The organism is bacterium (genome assembly GCA_024226335.1).
Taxonomy (GTDB): Bacteria; Myxococcota_A; UBA9160; order SZUA-336; family SZUA-336; genus JAAELY01.
This window is the reverse complement of the sequence record JAAELY010000027.1, coordinates 1-21,262: the sequence shown is the minus strand read 5'-3', so window position 1 is coordinate 21,262 and position 21,262 is coordinate 1. Positions and strand designations below refer to the sequence as shown.

Annotated in this window: 18 protein-coding genes and 1 pseudogene; 9 read left to right on the top strand and 10 right to left on the bottom strand. The window is 61.1% G+C overall.

Annotation, left to right across the window (positions count from 1 at the left end; genetic code table 11):
- Window positions 1–160: 160 nt before the first annotated feature.
- A pseudogene (locus GY725_00990) lies at window positions 161–1,060 on the top strand (sulfatase-like hydrolase/transferase).
- A gap of 346 nt (window positions 1,061–1,406) precedes the next feature.
- Here the strand turns inward: GY725_00990 and GY725_00985 are convergent.
- From GY725_00985 to GY725_00950, 8 genes are all read right to left on the bottom strand, one after another.
- The gene (locus GY725_00985; GenBank protein MCP4002745.1) at window positions 1,407–2,903 is read right to left on the bottom strand and encodes an acetyl-CoA acetyltransferase; all 1,497 of its coding nucleotides are present in this window, start codon (window positions 2,901–2,903) and stop codon (window positions 1,407–1,409) included.
- 50 nt (window positions 2,904–2,953) lie between these two features.
- A complete protein-coding gene (locus tag GY725_00980) occupies window positions 2,954–3,337 on the bottom strand; it encodes a hypothetical protein (GenBank protein MCP4002744.1) in 384 nt (127 codons plus the stop codon).
- Window positions 3,338–3,509: 172 nt separating this feature from the next.
- Window positions 3,510–4,760 carry a hypothetical protein gene (locus GY725_00975; GenBank protein ID MCP4002743.1) on the bottom strand — a complete coding sequence of 417 codons (1,251 nt, stop codon included), beginning with the start codon at window positions 4,758–4,760 and terminating at the stop codon, window positions 3,510–3,512.
- A 158-nt stretch (window positions 4,761–4,918) separates the two neighbouring features.
- Window positions 4,919–5,719, bottom strand: coding sequence for an outer membrane lipoprotein-sorting protein (locus GY725_00970; protein ID MCP4002742.1), 801 nt, complete (start codon window positions 5,717–5,719; stop codon window positions 4,919–4,921).
- Window positions 5,720–5,748: 29 nt separating this feature from the next.
- Window positions 5,749–8,457 (bottom strand): MMPL family transporter, encoded by a 2,709-nt coding sequence (locus GY725_00965; protein MCP4002741.1) that lies wholly within the window; start codon window positions 8,455–8,457, stop codon window positions 5,749–5,751.
- 10 nt (window positions 8,458–8,467) lie between these two features.
- Window positions 8,468–10,345 (bottom strand): hypothetical protein, encoded by a 1,878-nt coding sequence (locus tag GY725_00960; GenBank protein MCP4002740.1) that lies wholly within the window; start codon window positions 10,343–10,345, stop codon window positions 8,468–8,470.
- Between the two features lie 110 nt (window positions 10,346–10,455).
- Window positions 10,456–11,010, bottom strand: coding sequence for an FABP family protein (locus GY725_00955; protein ID MCP4002739.1), 555 nt, complete (start codon window positions 11,008–11,010; stop codon window positions 10,456–10,458).
- A 343-nt stretch (window positions 11,011–11,353) separates the two neighbouring features.
- Window positions 11,354–12,028: an amino acid permease gene (locus tag GY725_00950; protein MCP4002738.1), complete on the bottom strand. Its 675-nt coding sequence runs from the start codon at window positions 12,026–12,028 to the stop codon at window positions 11,354–11,356.
- 272 nt (window positions 12,029–12,300) lie between these two features.
- Between GY725_00950 and GY725_00945 the strand changes: the two genes are divergently transcribed.
- Genes GY725_00945 through nudC form a run of 4 tightly spaced genes read left to right on the top strand, consistent with a single transcriptional unit; the run spans window position 12,301 to window position 15,146 of the window.
- Window positions 12,301–12,576, top strand: coding sequence for a DUF4404 family protein (locus GY725_00945; GenBank protein ID MCP4002737.1), 276 nt, complete (start codon window positions 12,301–12,303; stop codon window positions 12,574–12,576).
- Window positions 12,577–12,629: 53 nt separating this feature from the next.
- Entirely contained in the window at window positions 12,630–12,998 is a 369-nt protein-coding gene (locus GY725_00940; protein ID MCP4002736.1) for an SgcJ/EcaC family oxidoreductase, read from the top strand.
- Between the two features lie 38 nt (window positions 12,999–13,036).
- Complete coding sequence (locus GY725_00935; GenBank protein ID MCP4002735.1) at window positions 13,037–14,239, top strand: hypothetical protein; 1,203 nt, start codon at window positions 13,037–13,039, stop codon at window positions 14,237–14,239.
- Complete coding sequence (nudC, locus tag GY725_00930) at window positions 14,223–15,146, top strand: NAD(+) diphosphatase (protein MCP4002734.1); 924 nt, start codon at window positions 14,223–14,225, stop codon at window positions 15,144–15,146. Before GY725_00935 ends, nudC begins: the two co-directional genes overlap by 17 nt.
- Here the strand turns inward: nudC and GY725_00925 are convergent.
- On the bottom strand, window positions 15,141–15,566 hold the full coding sequence (locus tag GY725_00925; protein ID MCP4002733.1) for a CoA-binding protein: 426 nt from the start codon (window positions 15,564–15,566) through the stop codon (window positions 15,141–15,143). The two genes, nudC and GY725_00925, sit on opposite strands and share 6 nt — an antisense overlap.
- Before the next feature lie 119 nt (window positions 15,567–15,685).
- Here GY725_00925 and GY725_00920 point away from each other — a divergent pair, with 119 nt between their 5' ends.
- The 3 genes from GY725_00920 to GY725_00910 all read left to right on the top strand — a co-directional run bounded on the left by GY725_00920 (window position 15,686) and on the right by GY725_00910 (window position 18,503).
- The gene (locus GY725_00920; GenBank protein MCP4002732.1) at window positions 15,686–16,774 is read left to right on the top strand and encodes an acyl-CoA dehydrogenase; all 1,089 of its coding nucleotides are present in this window, start codon (window positions 15,686–15,688) and stop codon (window positions 16,772–16,774) included.
- Between the two features lie 19 nt (window positions 16,775–16,793).
- Window positions 16,794–18,020, top strand: coding sequence for an acyl-CoA dehydrogenase (locus GY725_00915; GenBank protein MCP4002731.1), 1,227 nt, complete (start codon window positions 16,794–16,796; stop codon window positions 18,018–18,020).
- Window positions 18,021–18,113: 93 nt separating this feature from the next.
- Window positions 18,114–18,503 (top strand): SCP2 sterol-binding domain-containing protein, encoded by a 390-nt coding sequence (locus GY725_00910; GenBank protein MCP4002730.1) that lies wholly within the window; start codon window positions 18,114–18,116, stop codon window positions 18,501–18,503.
- Window positions 18,504–18,531: 28 nt separating this feature from the next.
- On the opposite strand, the gene GY725_00905 is transcribed toward GY725_00910, so the two are convergent.
- The gene (locus GY725_00905) at window positions 18,532–19,788 is read right to left on the bottom strand and encodes a mechanosensitive ion channel (protein MCP4002729.1); all 1,257 of its coding nucleotides are present in this window, start codon (window positions 19,786–19,788) and stop codon (window positions 18,532–18,534) included.
- Window positions 19,789–19,976: 188 nt separating this feature from the next.
- Here GY725_00905 and GY725_00900 point away from each other — a divergent pair, with 188 nt between their 5' ends.
- A complete protein-coding gene (locus tag GY725_00900) occupies window positions 19,977–21,122 on the top strand; it encodes a PilZ domain-containing protein (protein MCP4002728.1) in 1,146 nt (381 codons plus the stop codon).
- Window positions 21,123–21,262 lie beyond the last annotated feature (140 nt).

Below are 21,262 nucleotides of genomic sequence, written 5' to 3'. Positions count from 1 at the left end.
GCACAACGCAGCGCCAAAGCCGTTCATCTGGACCAAGAGCGCCGAGCAGATCCTCGACAGCATCCGTCGCTTCTGTTCCCGAGTCCTCCAGGTCCACGCTCGGAAGCATTAGAGATGGAACTTCTGAAACAGGACACTAGCACGCGATCCAGCAGACCCCGACTTTCGCAGGCTCATGCGCGAGGGAGGGAGCCTCGTCGTTTCGCCGATCTTCGGAGGAATGAGCGCACAGGCCGAGTTCGAGATCCTGTGCGGTGTCGGAGCGCATGCGGAATTCTCAGCGGTGGAGTTCCTGGCGATGACGGGGGCCGAAACCTACTGCTTGCCGCGAATGCTCGATCGGCTTGGTTACACCGTGCAGGCTTCGCAGAGTTTCAAGCCGAACTACTTCAATGCGACCAACGCCTATCGGAGTATCGGCTTTCGCAACAATGCCTTCTTTCCCAAGAAATACGCCCCGAGGCGCAAGACCTATCTGACGATTTCTGACACTGAGGAGTATATGTTCGACGGACTCCTCTTTCGTCAGAACCTCGACTTTCTGCGAGGCAAACCAAAGGATCAGCCGGTTTTTAACCATATCGTCGGCGTCTACGGCCACTACCCACATAATCTCGAGGGGCTCCCGCCTCTGTTCCCGTCGCTTCCCGGGAGTGATGACGAACAACTCCTGGGTCTGGTCAATCAGTTTCACCACCGTTCGAAAGCGGTCGCCGAATTCGTCCGAAACCTCCAGAGAGAGGACCCCCGGAGTCTGGTGATCATTACCAGTGATCATCTGCCGCCACTCTCCGGTCCGAGTTCGTACGAGAAACTCGGATACCTGGGGAATCGAGCGAACGCTCAGAAGATCAACTTGCTCCTGGTGATTCAAGACGGCCAGGTGGTTCCGCTGCCGTTGATCCGCCATCAGGACCTGGCGGGAGTGGTACTCGACTTTGTGAGCGACGGAGCTTACTGCCGCGAGAATCGCTGCCCGCACCAGGATGATTCGCAGCGAGAGAATCCCCACGACGACTACGATGCCTACGCCGAGATCCTTGCCCACGCGGCTCGTTGACGGGCAGGGGAATCAGGCAGGCCAGAGCGTTTCGGGTGGAAGGGGTCGACTCTTCGTCGTAGCTGGGAAGCACGGGCGCGCGAGCGGACTCTCCGTATCCAGGTGTCCAGCGTGAGCAGCAGAATCAACAGGAAGCCGTCTTGGAGTTCTCACTCTCGTGTCGGCGTCAGCATCCGACCGCTCGCGCGCCAGAGGTCGCACCCTTTGTACGCGCGACTCACTCGCTGGGTCAAGAGAATATGTCCATCTACCGGCGACTTGCGCGCATCTTAGGCGCTATTGTTAGGCATGTGACACGCATCTGGGAGGCATTCCCGGGGCCAGGTGCGCGATCCTGCGGCTCACTCTACCCCGCAACAGTCAGGTGGCGATTTCCGGAGTTCGTGAGCGCGCCGATGCGCAAGCCGCGCCCGCAAAACTCTTCGTCTTCGAGTGCGAGCATCAGGTCCGGGTCAGCGGTGGCCACGATCGCTCGACGTCCTTTTGCGATGTCACAGATCAGGACGCCACGTGCCGCTGGTCCGCCCGCGTGTAGTACGGTGTACGAGGCGACGGTCGCAGGGCCTTCGTAGTCGGCTTCGACCTTGACCAGCGCCGTTAGTTTTTCGACCTCATCGCTGACGTCTTCGAATTCGAAGGGATTCTCTGGCGGACGGGTCGACCAGAGACTGACTCCCTGTTTCGAAACGTAACCGCTCACGGCTGTCAGCATGCCGGTGCTTCCGGTGTCTTCTCGCAGGACATCTCGCATGCGCTGGGCGGCCTGCAATACGAAATTGTTCAGGGGGCCACCCGCGAACGCCATGCCTCCGGTGACGGTGAGTTTGCGCTCGTACGGAATTCCCATCTCTCGCGCCTGAACGCGGACGGCTGCGGGGAAGCAGCTGTAGAGTTCGAGATGGTCGAGGTCATCGGTGCTCTTGCCGGCTCGCGCGAGTGCTCGTTGTCCAGCGACCCGGAAACCGTGGCTGCGCTCGAGTTCAGTCATTTCGGAGCGCGACACGACGAAGTTCGACTCAGTCACGGCGAGCGGGAATACGAAACGGTCGTCGCGGATTCCAGCCGCACGAGCCGTCTCGAGCGAACACAGGATCAATCCCGCGGCCTGATCCACGTTCCACTGTGAGTTGTGCAGCTTGGTGTACGGGAATGCGAGCATCGGGTTTCGCTCGGATGGCTCGCGTATTTCGTCGGCGGAGACGATGTTCCGGTTCCAGGCGCGCGGATTTTTCGCGGCCACCGCACTGAACGAAGCCCACAGGCGCGCGACCTCGCGGCGGTGAGCGTCCAGGCTCAATCCTTCGCTGTGGCGCAAGGCGTTCTCGATGATCGCGTACTGACCGACGGGCATTTGCAGGCCGTTGGCGAGTTCGAGCTCGCTCCAGAGTTCGGCGGCCGGACGAAGCGTCTCGTCGGGAGACAGGTCTCCGGCTTGCGAGGTCTCGTCGAGTGAGGTGCCCGTGATCTTCGCGCGCAGCGCGCGGTACTTCGCTTCTCCACCCGCGATCAGGATGACCTGCGCCTTGCCCGAAACGATGGCCTGGCAAGCGCGGCCGAGCAGGGTGGTTTGTAGGATTCCGATCTCGGAAACGATGCTGCGGGCAGCGTCTGCTGCGAAGCGATCCGCGATCAGGCGTCCCGGATCTCGGTAACCCCAGAAGCCGCGCGGAACCCACACCGAGTCCGCGCGGGAGAGGATGTCTCGCCGACCGGCATCGTCGGCGGCCTGTTCCAGCGCAGCGATCATCAACTCGATCGCTTCGGGGGATTCAAGGGGATCGTCGACACGCTGGGAAATGGCTCCAGCGCCGACGAGAACGGGTGTGCGGGGATTCAGGCTCATGCAGCAATTCTACACTGCCGAGGAACCGGCGCGCACGATGGCGAGAGGCTTCAGTCGTCCTCGCGCCGTCCGTAGGGAAGCTTGCCTTCTGCGAGGACGTTCATGAGGTCGTCCTGCTTGCCCGAGAGATGCTCGGAAAGGAAGAGGGCGAGCCCTTCTGTGTTCTCGGCCGATCGTTGCAGTTCGTCTTCGTCACTGAAATCGAAAACCAGAGATACCGAAAAACCTGGAAAGCCATCGATCGATACAGAGACCTTTCCCTCTTTGGTCCTTCCCGACACGTACTGATAGGCGAACTGCAAGGTGGCCACGTCGTTTCGGCGTCGGTTCAGTGAATCGCCGTTGCGGCGAACCGCCAGATCGTGATCCTGTTCCAGGATATCGATCAGGAGTTCCTCATAATCTCGTTCCAGGGCTTCGCGCTTGCTTGCCACGATGTCTCCTCTCCCTCCGTTGGTTCTCTTGTTCGGTCAGGGAACGGCGGAGTTTGAGTCCAATGTCGAGAAAAGGCGTCAGCTGACCATGGGAGTGCGCGTAGATTCGAAGTGATGTCCGGTGTTGCAGCGACGAATGCCGAGGAGTTGCCTCTTCCGCTTCGAGATGCACTCAGAAACCGAAGCGAACCGCGAGGTAGAGGCTGGAGTTGCGCTTGAACTGGCCGAAGAACGTGTGACTTCGTCGGCCTAGAAAGATGTGGCCGCCCATCTCGGCGCTCCAGTGATCATCGATCTTGTAGTGAATTCGAGGTCGCAGATAGGCATCGTGATCGGACGGTACCCAGTAGGCGAAGAGGCCGAGTTCGAGGTTCTGCTGCAGCAATTGCTGGGTCACCCTCGCGGTCAGGAGGTGGCGATTCTCATCGCTGCGCGGCGCGCCTGCTGGGAGACTGCGCTGGTAGTTCGAATAGTCGTTGATTCTTTCGAGGTAGTATTGGGCTCCCAGCGTGAGGTCGCGCCAGAGTTCCCGTTCGAATCCGATCAGGAATCGCAGTTCGGAGTTGCGGACCATCGGATCTGAACCACGGGTATCGTCTTCGCTCCTGTAGAAGCCGAACTCCGCATTCGCGATCCCTCCCATCAGAGGTCCGCGTGCGCTGGCACCTGCGACTGTGAGCCGCGGAAAGATGCTTTGGCCTCGTGCGGGGTCGTTTCCTGCGGGGCTCTTCCAGAACCCACGATAGAGGTACCCGGCGACTTCGAGCGCTCCGAGATTCCGGTAGAGTCGGACCGCAATCTCGTCATCGCGAAACCACTGGTCAGGCCGGTCGACGCTCACCACACTTCTCCTTCCCGTGAGTTGACCGCTGGTCGGGGAGAAGAAGGAAATTCGCGAGCCGTCGATGATCCGATCCGGGTCGAAGCGCGGCGTGTACACGAAGTCCAGGTTCAGAAATCGGCTGAAGAACGAAGCCTTGAAGGAGTCGGAAGGTGCCTTCAAGTATTCCCTGTGGCGTCCAATGAAGAACGAGACGAAGTCCTTGGGAAAGAGGTCGTTGATGAAGATCAGGTCGCCGGTTCCCCAGGTGAGGATCTGACGTCCGATCTTGAGGTCGAGAAATCCCGCCGCACGCGTCGTCACGAAGGCTTCGCGGAGATCGAGCCATCCTTCTCCGGTTTCGAGATCCACGTCGTGATCGGTCGCCACCGCATCGTACAGGAGGTCGAAAGAGAGCCGCGCCAACGCGTCGTTCAAGGTCTTTTCGGCTTCGATGCGTGCGCGGATCTCGCCCAGGGCGAAATCGGATTCATTGGGATCGTGTCGTGTACGACGCCCGCTGCGTGCGTCGATGAACCCGCTGAGGTCGAACAGAAGATTCTCTTCGACAACTTCCTTGGCCTGTTCCTGCGTCCTGTCCATCCCCAACCCCTCGGGCAAGGGCGGTTCCTCGAGGACGGGCTCCAGGCCCTTCGGGAGTTCCGGTTCGTCCTGGGAACTGGCAGGGATCGGAAACAGAAGAACTGCGGACAACACGATGCCGAGCACCGCGAATGAGGGACTGCGGATCAGAACTCTGCTCAACGGAGGTGCTGATTCGGCGGGCTGCGCAGATACCGCTCGGTGAAGACCTCTTCGGGCAGGCCAACGTCATATGCGACGGAGTCGTATTCCAGAAGTGTATTGCCGCCCGTTCGAAAGTCGCTCATGCGCGAGCGGACGACCGTCGCATAGCCGTCGACCGTCTTGACCTCCAGCGCTTCGTAGAGACGGTAACGCTCTCCTCTGGCATCAAAGTACTCCGTCCGGATCGGGAGGAATGTCGTGCGGTGGATCCACATGTCGAAGTGATCGAATTCCACGTCGGCCGGTTTCTTCGAGCGGTTGCGCACCACGAAGTAGGTGTCGGTCGTCTTCACCAGTTCGTGCTCGTCTTCCGCAAGGCTCCGGCCTGAGACGTCCTCGTAGAAGAAGTGCGAACCGACGAAACTCGTGCGCTTGTCGGATGCGGCAATTCGCTTGACCAGATCCAGAGCCGGAAGATACAGCCAGCGAGCGTCATCCTCAGCCGGTTGTTTCCACACCAGAAAAGCCATCTTGTTCACGTCGGCCGGGCGTTTGAACAGGATGTACATCTTCTGCTTTCCACCGGACCGGTTTGCTGAACCGTCTTCCGACTCGTCATCCTTTCGAATGATCACGAAGGCGCGTGTGCGTGTGCGCTCCCGTTCGTCGGAGATGGTCATCTTCACCCGCGCCCGGCCATCCGATCCCTGGTAGTAGGCGACCTGGTTGGTCCGTTCAATGATCTGCTCGACGGTGAGGTCTTTCGCGCTCGCACTCGCGGATATCACCACGCACAGAACAATCAGTATACGGATCGTCGCTCTGAGGAATCCTTGTTCCCGCACTATTCCACCTCGCTTGCCAGGTCTCGGAACAACCAACGCTCACCGACCCGGACCAGCGCCGGAAGAATCACGAGCGTGGCCAATCCAGAGATGACCAGGATTGATGCCATCAAAACGCCGACTGTTCGGTAGGGGATCAGCGGCGCGATCAGTAGCGGCGAAAAGCCGATCGCAATCACGATTACGTTGCGCGCAATCGCACGGGCCGGTTCCCCGAAGACCCGGTCCACGCACTCCTCCCAGTTCCTTGCACTTCGATACAGCGAGCGAGTTCGTACCAGGAAGTGGATGGCGAAGTCGACTGCGAGTCCGAGCGCGAGCGACGATAGGACTGCCACGGGCATGTCGTAGTCCTTGCCTACGATTCCGACCACGCCGTAGATCAGGGCGATCGTGAGCGCGAGTGGGATCATCGAGAGCAATCCCCAGAGAGCCGATCGGAAAAGCAGCGACATGATCACCAGGACGACGACGAAGCTGCCGAGGAAGGCATTGCGCATTCCCTCGACCATCTTCTTCTGCCAGACCACATTGATGTAGGTGAGGCCGAACCACTGTGGGTCCATCGCGACCGGTGGCGGATTCTGCTCGAAGAAGCGCTCCGTGGTTTCCACGACCCGCATCATGTCCCGATTGTCACCGCTCTTGAGTTGAACCCAGAGACTCGCCAGGCGGTAGTCGGGACGGACGAAGTGCCAGAGGTCCTGCGGCCGATGGCTACTCTGGTAGGTCACGAGTGTCTGGGCCGTGGCTTCCGCGGTGGCGGGAATTCGAAACCCCCGCTCGCCTTCGGGCAAGAGCTCGCGATGCACGGTCTTTACGATCTCGGGTAGTCCGCTGGTCTTTCCCACGACGGCTTGAGCGCTAAGGTGGCGACTCAGTTCTTCGACGTAGCGCAGGACATCGGGGCGTTTGAAGGTTTCTCGTCGCAGGCGCTCGCGGGAAACGAATAGATCGGCCGCATCCCACGCGTCGGCTTCGTCCCAGCCCTGGGCGGATTCGAGAGCGCTCGCCGAGTGCGTTTCGAGATCGCCCAGGAGCGCATCGATACCATCTGCCTGCACCGCTGCACGGCGAGCTTCTGCAGCGAGCAATTCGAAGACTCCGGCGGCCTTCGGGAGTTCGCTCTTCAACTCATCTCCACGGGTGAGGGCGCGCTCGGCCAGGCTCTCTGCGAAGTCCGGCAATGCGATGTCTTCGTCGACGACTGGCAGGGCGAGGTAGGCCATATAAGTTCCGCCGAAATGCTCGTTCAGCACGCGATCGGCTACGCGGATCGGATGTTGCGAGTTGAACCAGCGAATCGGGTTGTCATTGATCTCGATCAACGAGATGCCCCAACCGGCGACGACGCAAGCGAGAATCGCAACGACCAGGATCGGTCTGGCATGGCGCGCAGCCGCGGGACCGAACCGGAGTAGTGCGCGAGCGAGCGGGGACGTGTGCTCTTGTTCGCTCTCAGATGCGCCGAAAGCTTCCAGGGAACTCTCCGGCATCATCATGATGTAGGCGGGAACGAAGACCACGGTCAGCAGCCAGGCCATCGCGATACCGAATGCCACGAACAGACCGAAGACCTGCACCGGCGGGATTGGCGTGAGTACCAGGGAGGCGAAACCCGCACACGAAGTGATCGTCGTGTAGAGCATTGGCGAAGCCAGGGTCTTCATGATCTCGACGATGGTTGCGCGCCGGTCCCGGGTCTCCGGGTAGCGATCGAAGAACTCGGACAGGACGTGAACCGAGTCGAGAACTGCGATCGGCATGATGAAGATCGGGATCATCGAACTCATGATGTGGATCGTATTCCCGGTCACGACCAGGAGCCCCATCGTCAAGATCACCGCACCCAGAGCGATGATCATCGGTGCCGCGATCAGGCGCAAGTTGCGAAAGAAGTAGAACAAGAGTGCGAAGATCACGAGCATCGCCAGCGGGGCACTGACTGCCATCTGGATGAACATCTCGACGCCGAAGGTGTCCTCCGCAACCGGAAGGCCGGTGATGAAGTACTGCTCGTGTCCGTCGAAGGTTTCGATCTTCTCCTGAAGCCGCCGGTAGACCTCGTAACTCGCGTCCTTGGAAGTGAGTGGGAGGTAGAGCGCAAGCGCTCGTCCGTTCGAAGCGACCATCGTCCCGTCAAAAAGAGGGATGCGTTGGGCCCGGTCCCTGATGGAGAGCGCTTCCTCGCGGGTTTGCGGTGGCTCAGGCATCAGCCAGTCAAAACTCACGCTGCCCACGCCGGCCTGCTCGATGTTCTCGACTACCGAGGGCGCGATGATGTCGATGGCAACGACTCCTTCGCTGATCTCCGGATCTTCTGCGGATGGCCAACGCAGGCCTTTTGCGAACTCCGTCAGTTCGTGGACCTGGCGCAGAGATTCGGGGTTGAACACGCCATCTTCGTGTTCGTCGTTCACGACCCCGACGACGACCATGTCGTGGAGGTTGAGTTCTCGCTTCATCTGATTGTGGAACATCCGAACGGACTCGTCGTCGCGCAGCATGTTCTCTGGATCTGTGTCGACACGGACCGCTTCCAGGAACGGGAAGCTCTGAGGCCAGATCGTCGGAAGTGCAGCCGCGACCGCTAGCGCGAGGGCTACTGCGACCAGCGTGCCCGTCACCCATCGCGGGTGCTCGATGCCAATTCCTACGATTGCTTCGTGGAGATTTCTTCTGGCGGTGTTTGAAGATGGGCTGAGCATCGCTCGCTCCTCAGTGGTCAGTTGTTCCACTGTCCATCAGGGGTTGAATGAAAAGTCCTTCCGGCCAGAGGGGCGTACTTCCCTGATCTATCACTCGCGAGTTCGCTGCGACGGGTGCCTTTCCGCTTTCGAACGCGCTCGCAAGGAGTTCCAGGGGCGTCCAGGCTCGACCGGTTGCGGGGTTGTCGAATTCTTTGATGTTGCGGTAGGAGGGGTTGCTACACATGACATCACCGTCATCGAAGGGGCGGACGCAGCTGGTCACCGTCAGGATCTGATCGGCTTCAATCGGGCTGTCGGAACCCGAGAGGTGCAGGCTGCGGATTCGCTTTCCATCCGGTTGCGTGAGGTCGACCTCGATCTCGAGTCCTCCGAAACCGCCGAACCAGCCGCCGCTATGCAGGAAGGGATTCGCGGAGAAGACTCGAGTGAGTTCCAACTCCAGGATGTCGCGGAGGTCCTGGCCGCGAATCTCTCCGGTCGCGAGCGAAGGTGCAATCGGCAGAAAGCGATACAGATGCTCCAGCGTGATCTCGCCCGTCGGATGTCCGTAAACCTGTTCCCCCGCCTGTTTTGGGGGAATGACCGCGTCGAAGCGGAAACCGGGAGTCATGCCGATCTGCGTTCCCGTCGCTTGTCGAATGACCTCTGCCAGCAATTTGTTGAAAGGATTCTCGAGCACGCTGCGGCGATGCAGGATTCCGTCGACCTCTCCGATCACGGTGTCGATCGGACGAGTGAGGGGTAGTGTGACCCAGGGGGCCGGGAACTTCATGGCGACATCGGGTGCGAGAAAAGGTGCCCGGGCATTTTTCACCAGCATTGCGACTTCCGGGTCGTCCGGAACCGATCTGTCGACCGGAATCACCCGCCATTTCCGCTGGCTCACCACTCCTTCGAGAACCTCGATATCCATTCGACCCAGGAAGCCGTCGTTGCCCGCTTCGACCACGATCGCACCGCTCGCGGAGTTGATCGGAACCGCGCTGACTTCATGTGTATGAGCGGAGAAGAAGACGTCCACACCTGGTTGGACGACGTCGGCCAGGCGGCGGTCCCTGTGCAGGCCGAGTTCGCTCATGACGACCACGACCTCTGCGCCGTCGTTGCGGAGTTCATCGACGGAGCGGTCGATCAGTTCGCGGTAGTTCTGCTCCCCTTGCAGGAACTCAAAGCCCCATGCAAAGGGTTTGGCCATCCGCGGGACCATGTCGGACGTGAGGCCGATGAAGCCGATTCGCACTCCGCCCAGTTCCCGCACTAGAGTTCCAGGAAGCAGTCGTTCGCCTCTGGCGAGAGGTGGCATCGTCTGCGTGAGGTTCGCCGCGAGATTGGGAAAGTTCGGGCGTTGGACTGGCTCGCCCCAGAACAGCCAGTTCAAGAAGCGCGCGGGCCACGACGGTTCTGCCGCGTAGCGCATTCTCGTCACGACAGCGCCGAAGGCGAAGTCCCAGTTTCCCGGAACCCCCACGTCTACGCCGAGCGCATTGACGGCCGGAACGATTGCGTTGCCCCGTGTGTAAAGAGCTTCGACACCCCCGTGGTACGTGTCGCCGATGTTCATCAACAAAGAGTGCGGTTGCTCAGCGCGAATCCTCTTGACCAGAGTCGCGATGCGCGCGATGCCTCCTCGTTCCTCGACTCGAGCGGTCGCGGGGCCGGCGCCCGTCGCCTCCGTTCTCACGAGATCCAGGTGGGGAGTGAGATTGGCGTGAAGATCGTTGAGGTGAATCAGCGTGATCGTCCGCAGTGGCGCCTCGGCGCGGGCCGCAACCGGCATCGCGATCTGGGCCAGCAGGACGAGGCCGGCCGCTCCCGCCCGCAGTCTCCCGCGGGCTCGCAATCTGTCGATTCCACTGGGTTTCCAAGCGGTTGAAAGAGCAGCCATTTCTCGTGGGTTCTCCTGTATGCGCATAATCGTATATAGGCATATAGCGAGGATGTCAAGTTCCTCGACGAGCGGTTCTTCGCACCCCCGGGGCGGACAGGGCGTCCGGGCTAGGGTTGCAACCTCAGCTGGTTCCCGTCCGTGTGTTCGAACGAGCGGTCGTAGATCAACAAGGATGTGGTTTCCGAGTAGGAGAGAACTCCTTCCACAACGCTCAGTTCGTGTTGGAACCCGACCGTTCGGGCACGATCGCGCATGAACGGGGACTGAATGATTCCCCAATCGGGATCATCGAGCTTCGCAGCTACGGAGAGTTTGACGCTCGATTCTGTTGCCTCATAGCGACCCCCGGCCAGTACACAGACGGCTCGGGGAATCGCTATCGACTGCATGACCACGGCTTGCTGCGCGTCCCACATCCAATAGCCGGTCTGATCGTGGAAGACCTCATCGTTCGACTTGCGTTGGACGATCTGTTGATAGCGAAGGATCGCCAGAACCTGGGACTCGGCGTTTTCGACGTCACCGATCGGCGTGAAACAGAGGGTTTCGTAGTAGCCGCTTTCCTCACTGCCTTCTGGCTCGGGAGACAAGTCCGTTCCCTTGTCTCCCCGCCATGTTCCAATCAGCAATTCTAGAGGCCCGTATTCTATTTGATCGCTCATGGCTGCCCTCCTCGTTCATGGGTTCTCGAGAAGTGATGTCGCTTGTCAGCGCTTGCGTGCAACAGAAATGGGTAACAGATCGAGTGTTGGAATTACATGCGTCGCATTGAAAAGCGAACCGCGAGTCCCACGAGCACCCATGCAGCCGTTGTGGCCCAAGCCACCAGACTGACCCGAAAAAGCACTACCGACAAACGAGTCCGGCTACGATGTCTTTGATCGGAAGGCTCACTGTGGCAATCACCATGAGAAGACCCGTGATCTGGATTGCGCGAACGGGAGTGCGATGTCGTGGATGGACCCGGCCGAATGCTGCAGGCAGGTCCCCATCCCGGCCAAGTGCCTAGGCAATCCGAGTCGAGCCGTGCAAAACCGCATTCAAGGCGCTGGCCGTGCTCGCCAGGCCGCCCACTAGCAAGACCTGTCGACCGCCGGGCAGGATCTGTCCGGCTGCTTCGATGATTCCGAGTTCCCCCAAGCCGCCCAGGAAGCGATACGCGGGTTCATCGCCGGGCACGTTGATCGCATCGAACACGACGATGGCGACCAGAAGGTAGATGGTCACCGCTACGCCGATGCTGATGAAGATGGCGCGAGGGATGGTCCGGCCCGGGGCCTCGATCTCTTCGGCGGTCTGCACGATCACTTCGTAGCCTTCGAGGGCGACGAAAGTCAGCGCCATGGCTCCGAGCAGGCCCAGCCATCCCTCCGGCATGAACGGCGTGTACGAGGCCAGGGGAGAAACACTGTTCGACATTCCGATGAAACCCGCCGCGATGAAGGCGATCAGAATGCCGACTTTCAGTGATGTAATCAGTACCTCTACGTGGCCGGTGTCACTCGCACCTCGGTAGTTGAGTGCGAGCAGCGGCAGCAACAGACCCATCGATCCGGCGACGCGCCATGCCGGAGAAAGCACATTGCCTTCACCGGCGACGCGGTTGAGAAGCTCGATGGCGAACGAACCGAATGCGGTCGCGTACATCGCGCCGGCTGCCGTTTGAGCGAACCAGCTCATCCAGCCGGCAAAAAGCCCAGTGCGGGTCCGGCTTCACCGGCACCGCTGCCCGTCAGCACGAAGATGCCCGCGCCAATCATGGCGCCCAGCCCCAGTCCGATGGCGCTGCTCAGGCCGAGTGTTCGGGCCAAAGGAGTGTTTTCTTGGGACACGGGGCAGTCGCGCTCGAGTCTCGGTTCTGGGCAGTGTTCCCGGGCAAACGATACCGGGCCGCGGCGCAGTGTGCTTGCGTGGGACAAGCGAACGGGGCCCGGTGAGAGTCCGCGAGTGGGGTGCGCTATCTTCAGACGGTCATGGATTTGAAACAACAACTCGATGAACTTCACACCGCGCTCTCGTCTGCCGACGACATCGACGACGAGACACGCGAGTCGCTGCAGCGCGTACTGGCAGATATCAAGCCCTGGCTCGATGCGTCCCAGGGACACCCCCCGGCCGCCATCCGGGACCGCCTGCGCGAACTGGCCGAGAACTTCGAAACCGAACACTCGACGCTGGCCACTTCGCTCGCGCGCATCTTCGACGCGCTTGCGCAGATGGGGATCTAGTCGTTTTTCGACGGAGTCGGCCTCGCGCATAGCGAAAAGCAAGGAGAGGCGAAATGTCCCGCAATACCGATCTGATCGAGGATTTCTGCAGAGCCTGGTCGCGTCTCGATCCGGCGGAACTCGCGTCCTATTTCACCGAGGACGGCATCTATCACAATATGCCCGCCGCTCCCGTACAGGGCCGCGACGAGATCGAAGGCTTCATTCGCGCCTTCGCCGGTGGCTGGACGAAGACGGACTGGGACGTCCTGAATCTGGCGGAGACGGGTGATGTCGTCATCGCAGAGCGACTCGACCGCACGCAGGCGGGTGAGAAGTCCGTAGATCTCCCCTGCACGGGAGTGTTCACAATTCGCGACGGCAAGATTGCCGCCTGGCGCGACTACTTCGATATCGGCACGTACACCCGCGCGATGCAATGAACTCCGTGTAGTGAAGTTCGAAGGCGAGTGATCGCGACTTGAGCGACGATCTGGTCGACGGACGCACCCACGTGCTTCCACTGGGTTTTGGGGCCTTCTTCTTGCTAGGCGTCGGTCTTGTTCTGATCGGCTCGCATCAGACTGCACTCGCGCAAGCCCTCGATCTGGATCTCGCACGATCGGGCCTTCTGGCGGCGAGCCTCACACTGGGGCTCGGCTTAGGGCTTCTGGGTGCCGGGCCGCTGGTGGATCGCCGTCCGCTCAAGCCATTGTTTCTGATTGCGGCGTCGATCGCGGGGTTGCCGCTGCTCGGAATCGACGCTGACTCGAGTTTTGTCTCTGTCTGGATCTCTCTCGCTCTGCTGGGGTTGGGGCTGGGAGTTCTCGAGACACTGATCAATAGTGTGCTGGGTCGGCGCGGAGGAACGTCTTCGCTGCGTTCCCTGATTCTCGTGCATTCCTCGGCGACCGTGGGTGCAGTGCTGGCCCCCGCAGTATTTGGCTGGATCGGCTCGCACCAGCACTGGAGCAGTGGGTTTCGCGCGACCGGGTTGGCTTTCCTGCTGCTCGGATTCGCTGCGCTATTCGCGCGCTTTCCCGCCCCCGGCGCGCGCGCAATCTCCAGTACGCAAGTAACCCGGGCGCAGAACATGCTGAAGATCTGGCCTTATGCATTGATGTGCGCCGCCTACGTAGGTGCGGAAACCGCACTCACACTTTTTGCCGTGCCCTACGCGAGTACCGGATTGGCGCTCGAAGAAGGGCGCGGTCTGGCTTCGATCAGCAGTCTGTGGCTCGGTCTACTCGCGGGCCGTCTGGCTTTGCTCGTCCTTCGCGGTCTACCCGATGCGCGCACTCTCATGGGATCGGGTAGCGCGGGTGCGCTCTTGATCGGCCTGGCGATCGTGTTCCGAGTTCCCTGGCTCGAGGCTTTGTACGGAGTGATCGGGTTCTGTCTCGGAGGCGTGTTTCCGCTGATCATGTCGTTGACGGTTCAGCGTTTCCCCGAGAAACCCGGCCTCGCCAGCGGAATCGTCGCGGGCGCCGGTGCTTTTGGCGGATTGGTGATTCCCTGGTTCGCCGGAGGACTCGGGGATCTGGTCGGAGTCCATTGGGTGTTGGGGACGGTCGCGTTCTGGTGTTTCGTACTGGCCGGCGCCGCCTGGGTTACGCTGCGGTCCACACAACAAGCGACTCCTCGTGGAAATCGCGCGAAAGGGGAAAATGTCGAACAGCCCTGAGCCCCTGGCCTTCACCGGCAATCCTCTGGATCGGGCCAATAACATCCGTCGCGACGAGAAGTGGCTCAAAGAGCAACTCGAAAGCGAAGAGAGTCGCTTTCTGCCGGTGTGGAAGCTGAATGTCCTGGTCAAGAGTGCCTCCGCTCCGGAGCTGGCCTGGGCGCGCAAGGGTATGTGCGAATCCATGAATCCGCACACCGGTGCCGTGCTGCTGGGGCTTCGCGAGGGCATTGCGCATTTCGCCGTCGACGTCTCCTCGATTGAAAAGCCAGAAGACGCACTCGGCCTCAACGGTGTCGCGCACTTCGCCGAACCTCGCGCGACCGCGGCGACGCTACCTCACGGTGAAGCCGGGATCATGGCGCAGGCTCGTTCGCTGATCGACTGGCATGCGCGCCATCGTTTCTGTCCGAAGTGCGGCTCGAACACGTCGGTGAAAGATGCCGGGCATATGCGTGAGTGCGACGACTGCGATGCCGAGCACTTCCCGCGCACCGATCCCGTGGTGATCATGCTGGTCGAGTCGGGCGAGCGCTGTCTGCTCGGCCGACAGGCCGGATGGCCGCCGAGCATGTTCTCGGCGCTCGCGGGTTTCGTCGAGCATGGAGAGACGCTCGAAGAAGCGGTTCGCCGTGAAGTACACGAGGAGTCCGGCATCGAGGTCGGGGACGTTCGCTACCACGCTTCGCAGCCGTGGCCGTTTCCATCTTCTCTGATGATGGGTTGTATGGCGCGCGCACTCAGCGAGAAGATCGTGGTCGATCGACACGAACTCGAAGATGCTCGCTGGTTCGAGCGCGAGAAGGTTCTGAGGGCCGTTCGCGAACCGGGAAGCGACAAGAGTTTCTTCGTTCCGCCGCCCATGGCGATCGCGCACGAGCTGATCCGCGCCTGGGCGGAATCATAGTCCGAGCTGCAGGCGGGGGATTTCGATCTTCGGACAGCGATCCATCACGACCCACAGGCCGGCCGCTTCCGCGCGCCGGGCTGCTTCGAGATGGATCACGCCCAACTGCAACCAGACTCCCTTCGCGCCGACCGCGATCGCTGCGTCGACGGCCTCGCCCGCCGCTTCGGAGTTGCGAAATACGTCGACCAGATCGATGGGTTCTTCAATCTCGCTCAGATCCGCGCGCACGCGCTCGCCCAGGATTTCACGACCCGCGCACACTGGATTGACCGGGATGACCCGATAGCCGCACCCCTGCAAGAACATCATGACTTCGTGGCTGTCGCGTTCGGGTCGGGGGCTCGCTCCGACCAGCGCGATCAGGCGTGTCCGCTGCAGGATGTCCCGGATCTCGCTGTCACTGCGTCCATCGATCATTTCCACAGTCTGCCACGTTGCCGAGCCGTTCAGGCATCCGTAGACTGCAGCCGCTTCGGGTCATTCCTTCCGGAGCCCGTTTTTCAGAGCCCGTCTTTCCAGCAAGGGAGCCTTCCCCCATGATCGATTTCGAACCGACCGAAGAGCAACAGCTCATCATCGAAACGGTGCAGGCTTTTGCCCAGAACGAGATTCGTCCCAGAGCCCGAGATGCGGAAGAGTCCGCGAAGTGCCCGTCGGAGGTGCTCTCTGCGGCGCACGAACTGGGTCTGGTCGCCAACGCGCTACCCGAAGAGTTCGGTGGAGGAGGGGAGCGCAGCGCCGTCACGGGCGTATTGATCGCCGAGGAACTCGCCTGGGGCGATCTGGCGCTCGCTCTCGGAATCCTGGCGCCCTCGCTGGCCGCGTTGCCCGTTCTGGATTTTGGTACCGATGAGCAGAAACAGGAGATTTTACCGGCCAGCATCGAGCGGCCCGTGGCGCCCACGACCCTGGCGCTGGTCGAACCGCGTTTCGACTTCGATCCGTTCCGCCCGACGACCTCGGCGAAGTCCGACGGCGGCGACTTCATCATTGACGGCAGCAAGTGCATGGTTCCCTGGCTCGAGGGCGTGGAGAGTGTCCTGGTGAGCGCGGCGGATGCGCAGGGCGCACAGTTGTTTCAGGTTCCGTGTGACGCGCCGGGTCTGAAGATCGCGCCCGATGACTACATGGGCATTCGCGCTCTGCCGACCATCTCGCTGACGCTCGAGGGCGTGCGTGTTTCGGGTAATGCCCGAGTCGGTGCGGCCCAGGGCTGTGATCATGCGGCTCTGGTCAATCGCGGGCGAGTCGGTCTGGCGGCTCTGGCGGTTGGCGTTTCGCGCGCGGCTTTCGAACTCTCGCGTGACTACGCCAAGGAACGCCATGCTTTTGGCGTGCCGATCGCGACCAAGCAGGCGATCGCCTTCAAGCTCGCCGACATGGCCATCGAGATCGATGGATTGCGCATGCTTACCTGGGAGGCGGCCTGGAAATTGGACGCCGGAGACGACGTCACGCGCGAGGCGGCGCTGGCGATCGATCAGGCGCGACGCGTCGCGCTCCAGGTCGCCGACGGCTCCGTCCAGGTATTCGGTGGGCACGGTTACGTGCGTGAATATCTGCCCGAACTTCTCCTGCGCAACGCGCGCGGCTTCGCGAGCTTCGAAGCCCTTACACTTATCTGAGACATCGCGAGGACAGAAAATGGCCATTTCATTCGAGCCCGCAGAAAACAGTCTGAGAGCGCGCGACTTCTACCATGAACTCGCGACCGAGCATATGCGCCCGATCTCGCGCAAGTACGACACACAGGAGCACGATTTGCCCGTGGAGTGGGTCGACCACTACTGGAATCACGTGCGTGACAACACACCGGCCAATGACGGACCCAGCGATGGTTTCGTTCAGGTTTGCATCCAGGCCGAAGAGTTGTGTTGGGGAGATGCTGGTCTGTATCTGCGCTCGCCCACTGCAGCATTGGGCGGTTCGGCCGTGAGCGCAGCCGGTACGCCGGAACAGAAGGAGCGTTTCCTGAAGCCGTTCCGGGGAAAGGGGCAACCCATCTGGGGCGCGATGGCGATTACCGAGGCAAACGCCGGAAGTGACTCAGCCGCAATCGAAACCACCGCTGAGCTCGACGAGGAGACGGGCGAGTATCTGCTGAACGGCACGAAGATCTTCTGCACGGCAGGCGAGGGTGCTTCCCAGGTCGAGGGCGGTTTCGTCGTGGTCTGGGCCACCGTCGACAAGAGCGCGGGGCGCGGCGGGATCAAGAGCTTCGTCGTTCCCGCTGGAACTCCGGGCATGAAGCTAGTGGGCCTGGAGAAGAAGTTGGGCATTCGCGTTTCTGATACCGCGACTCTCGTGTTTGAGGATTGCCGCGTGCCCGCCGCGAACTTGTTGGGGCGTGCAGAAGTCAAGAAGAAGGATCCGAAGAAGTCGGGTGACAAGGGTTTCAAAGGTGCGATGGCGACGTTCGACGCCAGTCGCCCGATCGTCGCGGCCATGGCGGTGGGTGTCGGACGCGCATCGCTCGATTTTCTGAAGGAAGAACTCGAGCGTCAGGGTGTGACGATTCGCTACGACGCACCGCCCCGCGAGCAGACGGCACTCGAGCGCGACGTGATCGAAATGGAGGCGGAATTGCAGGCCGCGCGTCTGCTCACCTGGCGCGCCGCGTCGATGATGAACCGCGGCAAGCCGAACAGTCTCGAGGCTTCCATGGCCAAGGCCAAAGCGGGTCTTTCGGTCACGCGCATCACCCAGAAGGCGGTCGAACTACTCGGCCCGCTCGGCTACTCGCGCAAACTCCTGGTCGAGAAATGGATGCGAGACGCCAAGATCAACGACATCTATGAGGGGACGCAGCAGATCAATCAGTTGATCGTGGCCCGCAGGATCCTGGAGTATGCCTCGTCGATGCTTCGCTGAGCGATTTGCAAGAGTCCGAGCACCGGGTCGATAATCCACTTTCGCACCAAATCAACCCGAATGCGGCCGACGGCCAGCCCGAGGAGAACGAGAGTGAGTCACGAATTTCTTTCCACGACATGGTTCGAAGAGGCCGAGAAGATCCGCGCCGAGATCAATCCGCCGGTTCCGGATGCGGTCAAGGACCTGGTGATCAATCTCAAGGTGGCGGGCGGTCCCGATGGCGACATCGAGGCAAAGATGGCCGCGGGAAAGTTCGAATTGGGTCTGGCCGCCGATGCTCCGACCACCCTCAACGTTCCCTACGACGTGGCGAAGAAGATGTTCATCGAAGGCGACCAACAGGCGTCGATGCAGGCTTTCATGTCCGGTCAGATCAAGGTTGAAGGCGATATGGCCAAGCTCATGCAGATGCAGACCGCCGGTGCACCGAGCGCCGAATCGATCAAGGTGCAGGAACTGATCAAGGAGATGACGGCCTAATCCGCATTCCTCACTCCGGTGCCCGCGCTCAGTGGGCGCCGGAGGCCCCGACGGCTCGCCCCGCGAGCACCAGGTCGTGGCCGCTGGGGCTCTGGTAAACCCGCAGATCGAATTGCGGGATGGCCGCCAGGATGTGATCGAAGATGTCCGCCTGGATCGCTTCGTAGTTGCCCCAGTCCTGGTCATTGGAAAACACGTAGATCTCGATGGGCAGTCCTTTTTCGTCGGGTGCCAGCTGCCGGACCAGGAAGGTCATGCCCATGTGGATCTTGGGGTGTGCGCGCAGGTAGCGCTCGACGTAGGCGCGGAACGTACCCACGTTCGTCAAACGGCGACCGTTCGCGAGTTCGTCCAGGTCGACCTCGATTGCTTCGTTGTGGCGAGAGAGTTCGCTCCTTTTCTCGTCCAGGTACTCGCCCAGGTACTCGATTTTCGCGAAGCGTTCCAGCATCTCGTCGTCGCAGAAGCGGATTGTGCCGAGGTCGATGTTGACCGAACGCTTGATGCGCCGACCGTTGGACTCCGACATGCCGCGCCAGTTCTTGAATGAATTGCTGATCAGGGCGTAGGTCGGGATCGTGGTGATCGTCTTGTCCCAGTTCTGGACCTTGACGGTGTGCAATGAGATGTCGATCACGTCCCCGTCGGCGCCGTAGCTGGGCATCTCGATCCAATCGCCCCGGCTGATCATATTGTTGGATGCCAGCTGGATGCTGGCGACAAAGCCCAGGATCGAATCGCGAAATACCAGTAGGAGCACGGCACTCATCGCACCCAGTCCGGTGAGCAGTCCCCAGGGTTGCTTGTCGAGCAGGGTCGAGAGCATGAAGATGCCGCCAACCAGATAGAGAAAGATCTGTACGACTTGCACGTAGCCGCGCATGGGCTTTTCGCGGGAGACTTCGGAGCGCTGGTAGATCTCGATGCCCGAATCGAAAAGCGAGTCGCAGACGCGCAAGACGGCGCCAATCATGTAGACGATGGCCAGGCGTTCGGCCCAGACCTGCCCAGCTCCAAGCACAGGAGCTGCCAGATAGAAGAGGGTCGCGGGTGCGAAATGGGCCGCGCGGTGGAAGGTGCGACGGCGCAGGAGCACGTCGTCCCAGTCCGTTTCGCTCGCTGCGACCACGAAACGGACGGCGCGCAGCAGGACCCGCTGCACGATCAGATCGGCGAGCCAGGCGGCCAGAACCAGAGCGACCAGCGCCGTGGTAAGCGCGGCGATCCCGGCGAGTCCCTCGCTCAGGCCGTACTCGACCAGCAGGTCCGTGAACCACTCCGTCATCTTTGAAGCTCCCATTTCGTTGCGGCGGCTCCCCGCCCGGCACCGGGCGCACGAGTTCGGAAGAGTCGCCGGGGTTCATCAATGCCGCGCCCGGGTCGGCTTCGCCACCCCGCGGCCCGCCAGGAGGCGAGTTTCCCGATCCGCGCAGCCGCTACAGATCGCGTTTTCAATGTCCGAAACAGGCCCCAATGAGCAAAGCTCCCTCAGTGCTACTTCTGGACGATGGTGAACTGGAACGCGTGCGTCGCCTACTAGAGCGCGCCGGCACGGACTTTACCCACCTCTCGGGCGACCAGATCGGCGAAACGATCCCCGAGCCCACCGATCTGCTGATCACGACCGGGAAACGCGCGCTTGCGATGCCTCGCAGCGATTCCCTTGAGGATCCGGATCGCAAGCCCATCTGGATCTGCATCCACGGGCACGACGTGAGTTCATTGCGCGAAGAACTGCGCAACCTCGGCGTACACTACCTGGTGCACAGCGCGCTCGATCAGAACTCGCTGAATCTGTTGATCGAGCAGGTCTTGTACAAGCAGGCCGATCGGCGTTGCGCAGCCCGCCTGCCTCTGGGTGTCGAAGTGACATACCGGATCGGAAACGAACTCGACAAGGGCAAACTGGCCGAACTCTCCCTCCAGGGCTGCCGGATCCTGACGCCCGATCGGCTCTACAAGGACACTGAACTCTCGCTCTATTTGCCGCGAGACCTGTCTCTACAGCGCAAGATCGGCCTCTCGGGTCGCGTTTCCCGAAGTGCTCCCTACGAGCCGCAGCCCGGAGTCGAGTGGTACTCGAGCGTGATCATTTTCGAGGATCTGGAGCCGGACGCGGAAACCGTCCTCGAACGCATTTTCTCGGGTGAACTGGCGAGTACCCGGGTTACACCCCTGGGCTCGACACAAGGCTGCGAAACTCTGGAACTCGTCGATGTCGAGCGACGCCAGCACCCGCGTCGGCTGTACAAGCGCCGCATGGCTCTTCTGGCCGCGATCGGAGTGGATGCACCGCAGGTCCTGCTGGGATGCGACCTCTCGCTCAACGGTTTGCGCATCGCTCCGAACGACGATCTTCGCCCCGGAATGCAGATCGCGATCGCACTGTATGGGGATGCGCGCAGCGAGCCGATCATTGTGCAGGCCGAAGTGCGCAGTGACTACGCGGAGAAAGGTCTGGGCCTGGCGTTCCACACGATGACGCCCCAGGCCCACGATCGACTCGAAGCGCTTCTGGTGGATCTGCCGCCGCTGGAGCAAATGACCGACGATCCCGACGATCGCCAGATCGTGGTCTCAGAGATCCTCGAGACCCACTCGGAACTGCCGCAAGACTAGAGTTGTGGTCCGAAGAATGTACCTGGCACGGGGTGTGCGTAGTGACCGGGAATGCGCGAACTCCCGGCCTGTCGCAAGCCGCCCTTCTGCCCCAACCCTGAATGTGATTTCCACCGAACTTCGCAGGGTTGGAAGTTCAT

Coding starts and splice junctions, on each gene's coding strand:
- GY725_00985 (MCP4002745.1), bottom strand. CDS start 2,903: ATGAGCCTGAATCCCCGCACACCCGTTCTCGTCGGCGCTGGAGCCATT.
- GY725_00975 (MCP4002743.1), bottom strand. CDS start 4,760: ATGGACAGGACGCAGGAACAGGCCAAGGAAGTTGTCGAAGAGAATCTT.
- GY725_00965 (MCP4002741.1), bottom strand. CDS start 8,457: ATGCTCAGCCCATCTTCAAACACCGCCAGAAGAAATCTCCACGAAGCA.
- GY725_00960 (MCP4002740.1), bottom strand. CDS start 10,345: ATGGCTGCTCTTTCAACCGCTTGGAAACCCAGTGGAATCGACAGATTG.
- GY725_00955 (MCP4002739.1), bottom strand. CDS start 11,010: ATGAGCGATCAAATAGAATACGGGCCTCTAGAATTGCTGATTGGAACA.
- GY725_00950 (MCP4002738.1), bottom strand. CDS start 12,028: ATGAGCTGGTTCGCTCAAACGGCAGCCGGCGCGATGTACGCGACCGCA.
- GY725_00940 (MCP4002736.1), top strand. CDS start 12,630: ATGTCCCGCAATACCGATCTGATCGAGGATTTCTGCAGAGCCTGGTCG.
- nudC (MCP4002734.1), top strand. CDS start 14,223: ATGTCGAACAGCCCTGAGCCCCTGGCCTTCACCGGCAATCCTCTGGAT.
- GY725_00925 (MCP4002733.1), bottom strand. CDS start 15,566: ATGATCGATGGACGCAGTGACAGCGAGATCCGGGACATCCTGCAGCGG.
- GY725_00920 (MCP4002732.1), top strand. CDS start 15,686: ATGATCGATTTCGAACCGACCGAAGAGCAACAGCTCATCATCGAAACG.
- GY725_00915 (MCP4002731.1), top strand. CDS start 16,794: ATGGCCATTTCATTCGAGCCCGCAGAAAACAGTCTGAGAGCGCGCGAC.
- GY725_00905 (MCP4002729.1), bottom strand. CDS start 19,788: ATGACGGAGTGGTTCACGGACCTGCTGGTCGAGTACGGCCTGAGCGAG.
- GY725_00900 (MCP4002728.1), top strand. CDS start 19,977: ATGAGCAAAGCTCCCTCAGTGCTACTTCTGGACGATGGTGAACTGGAA.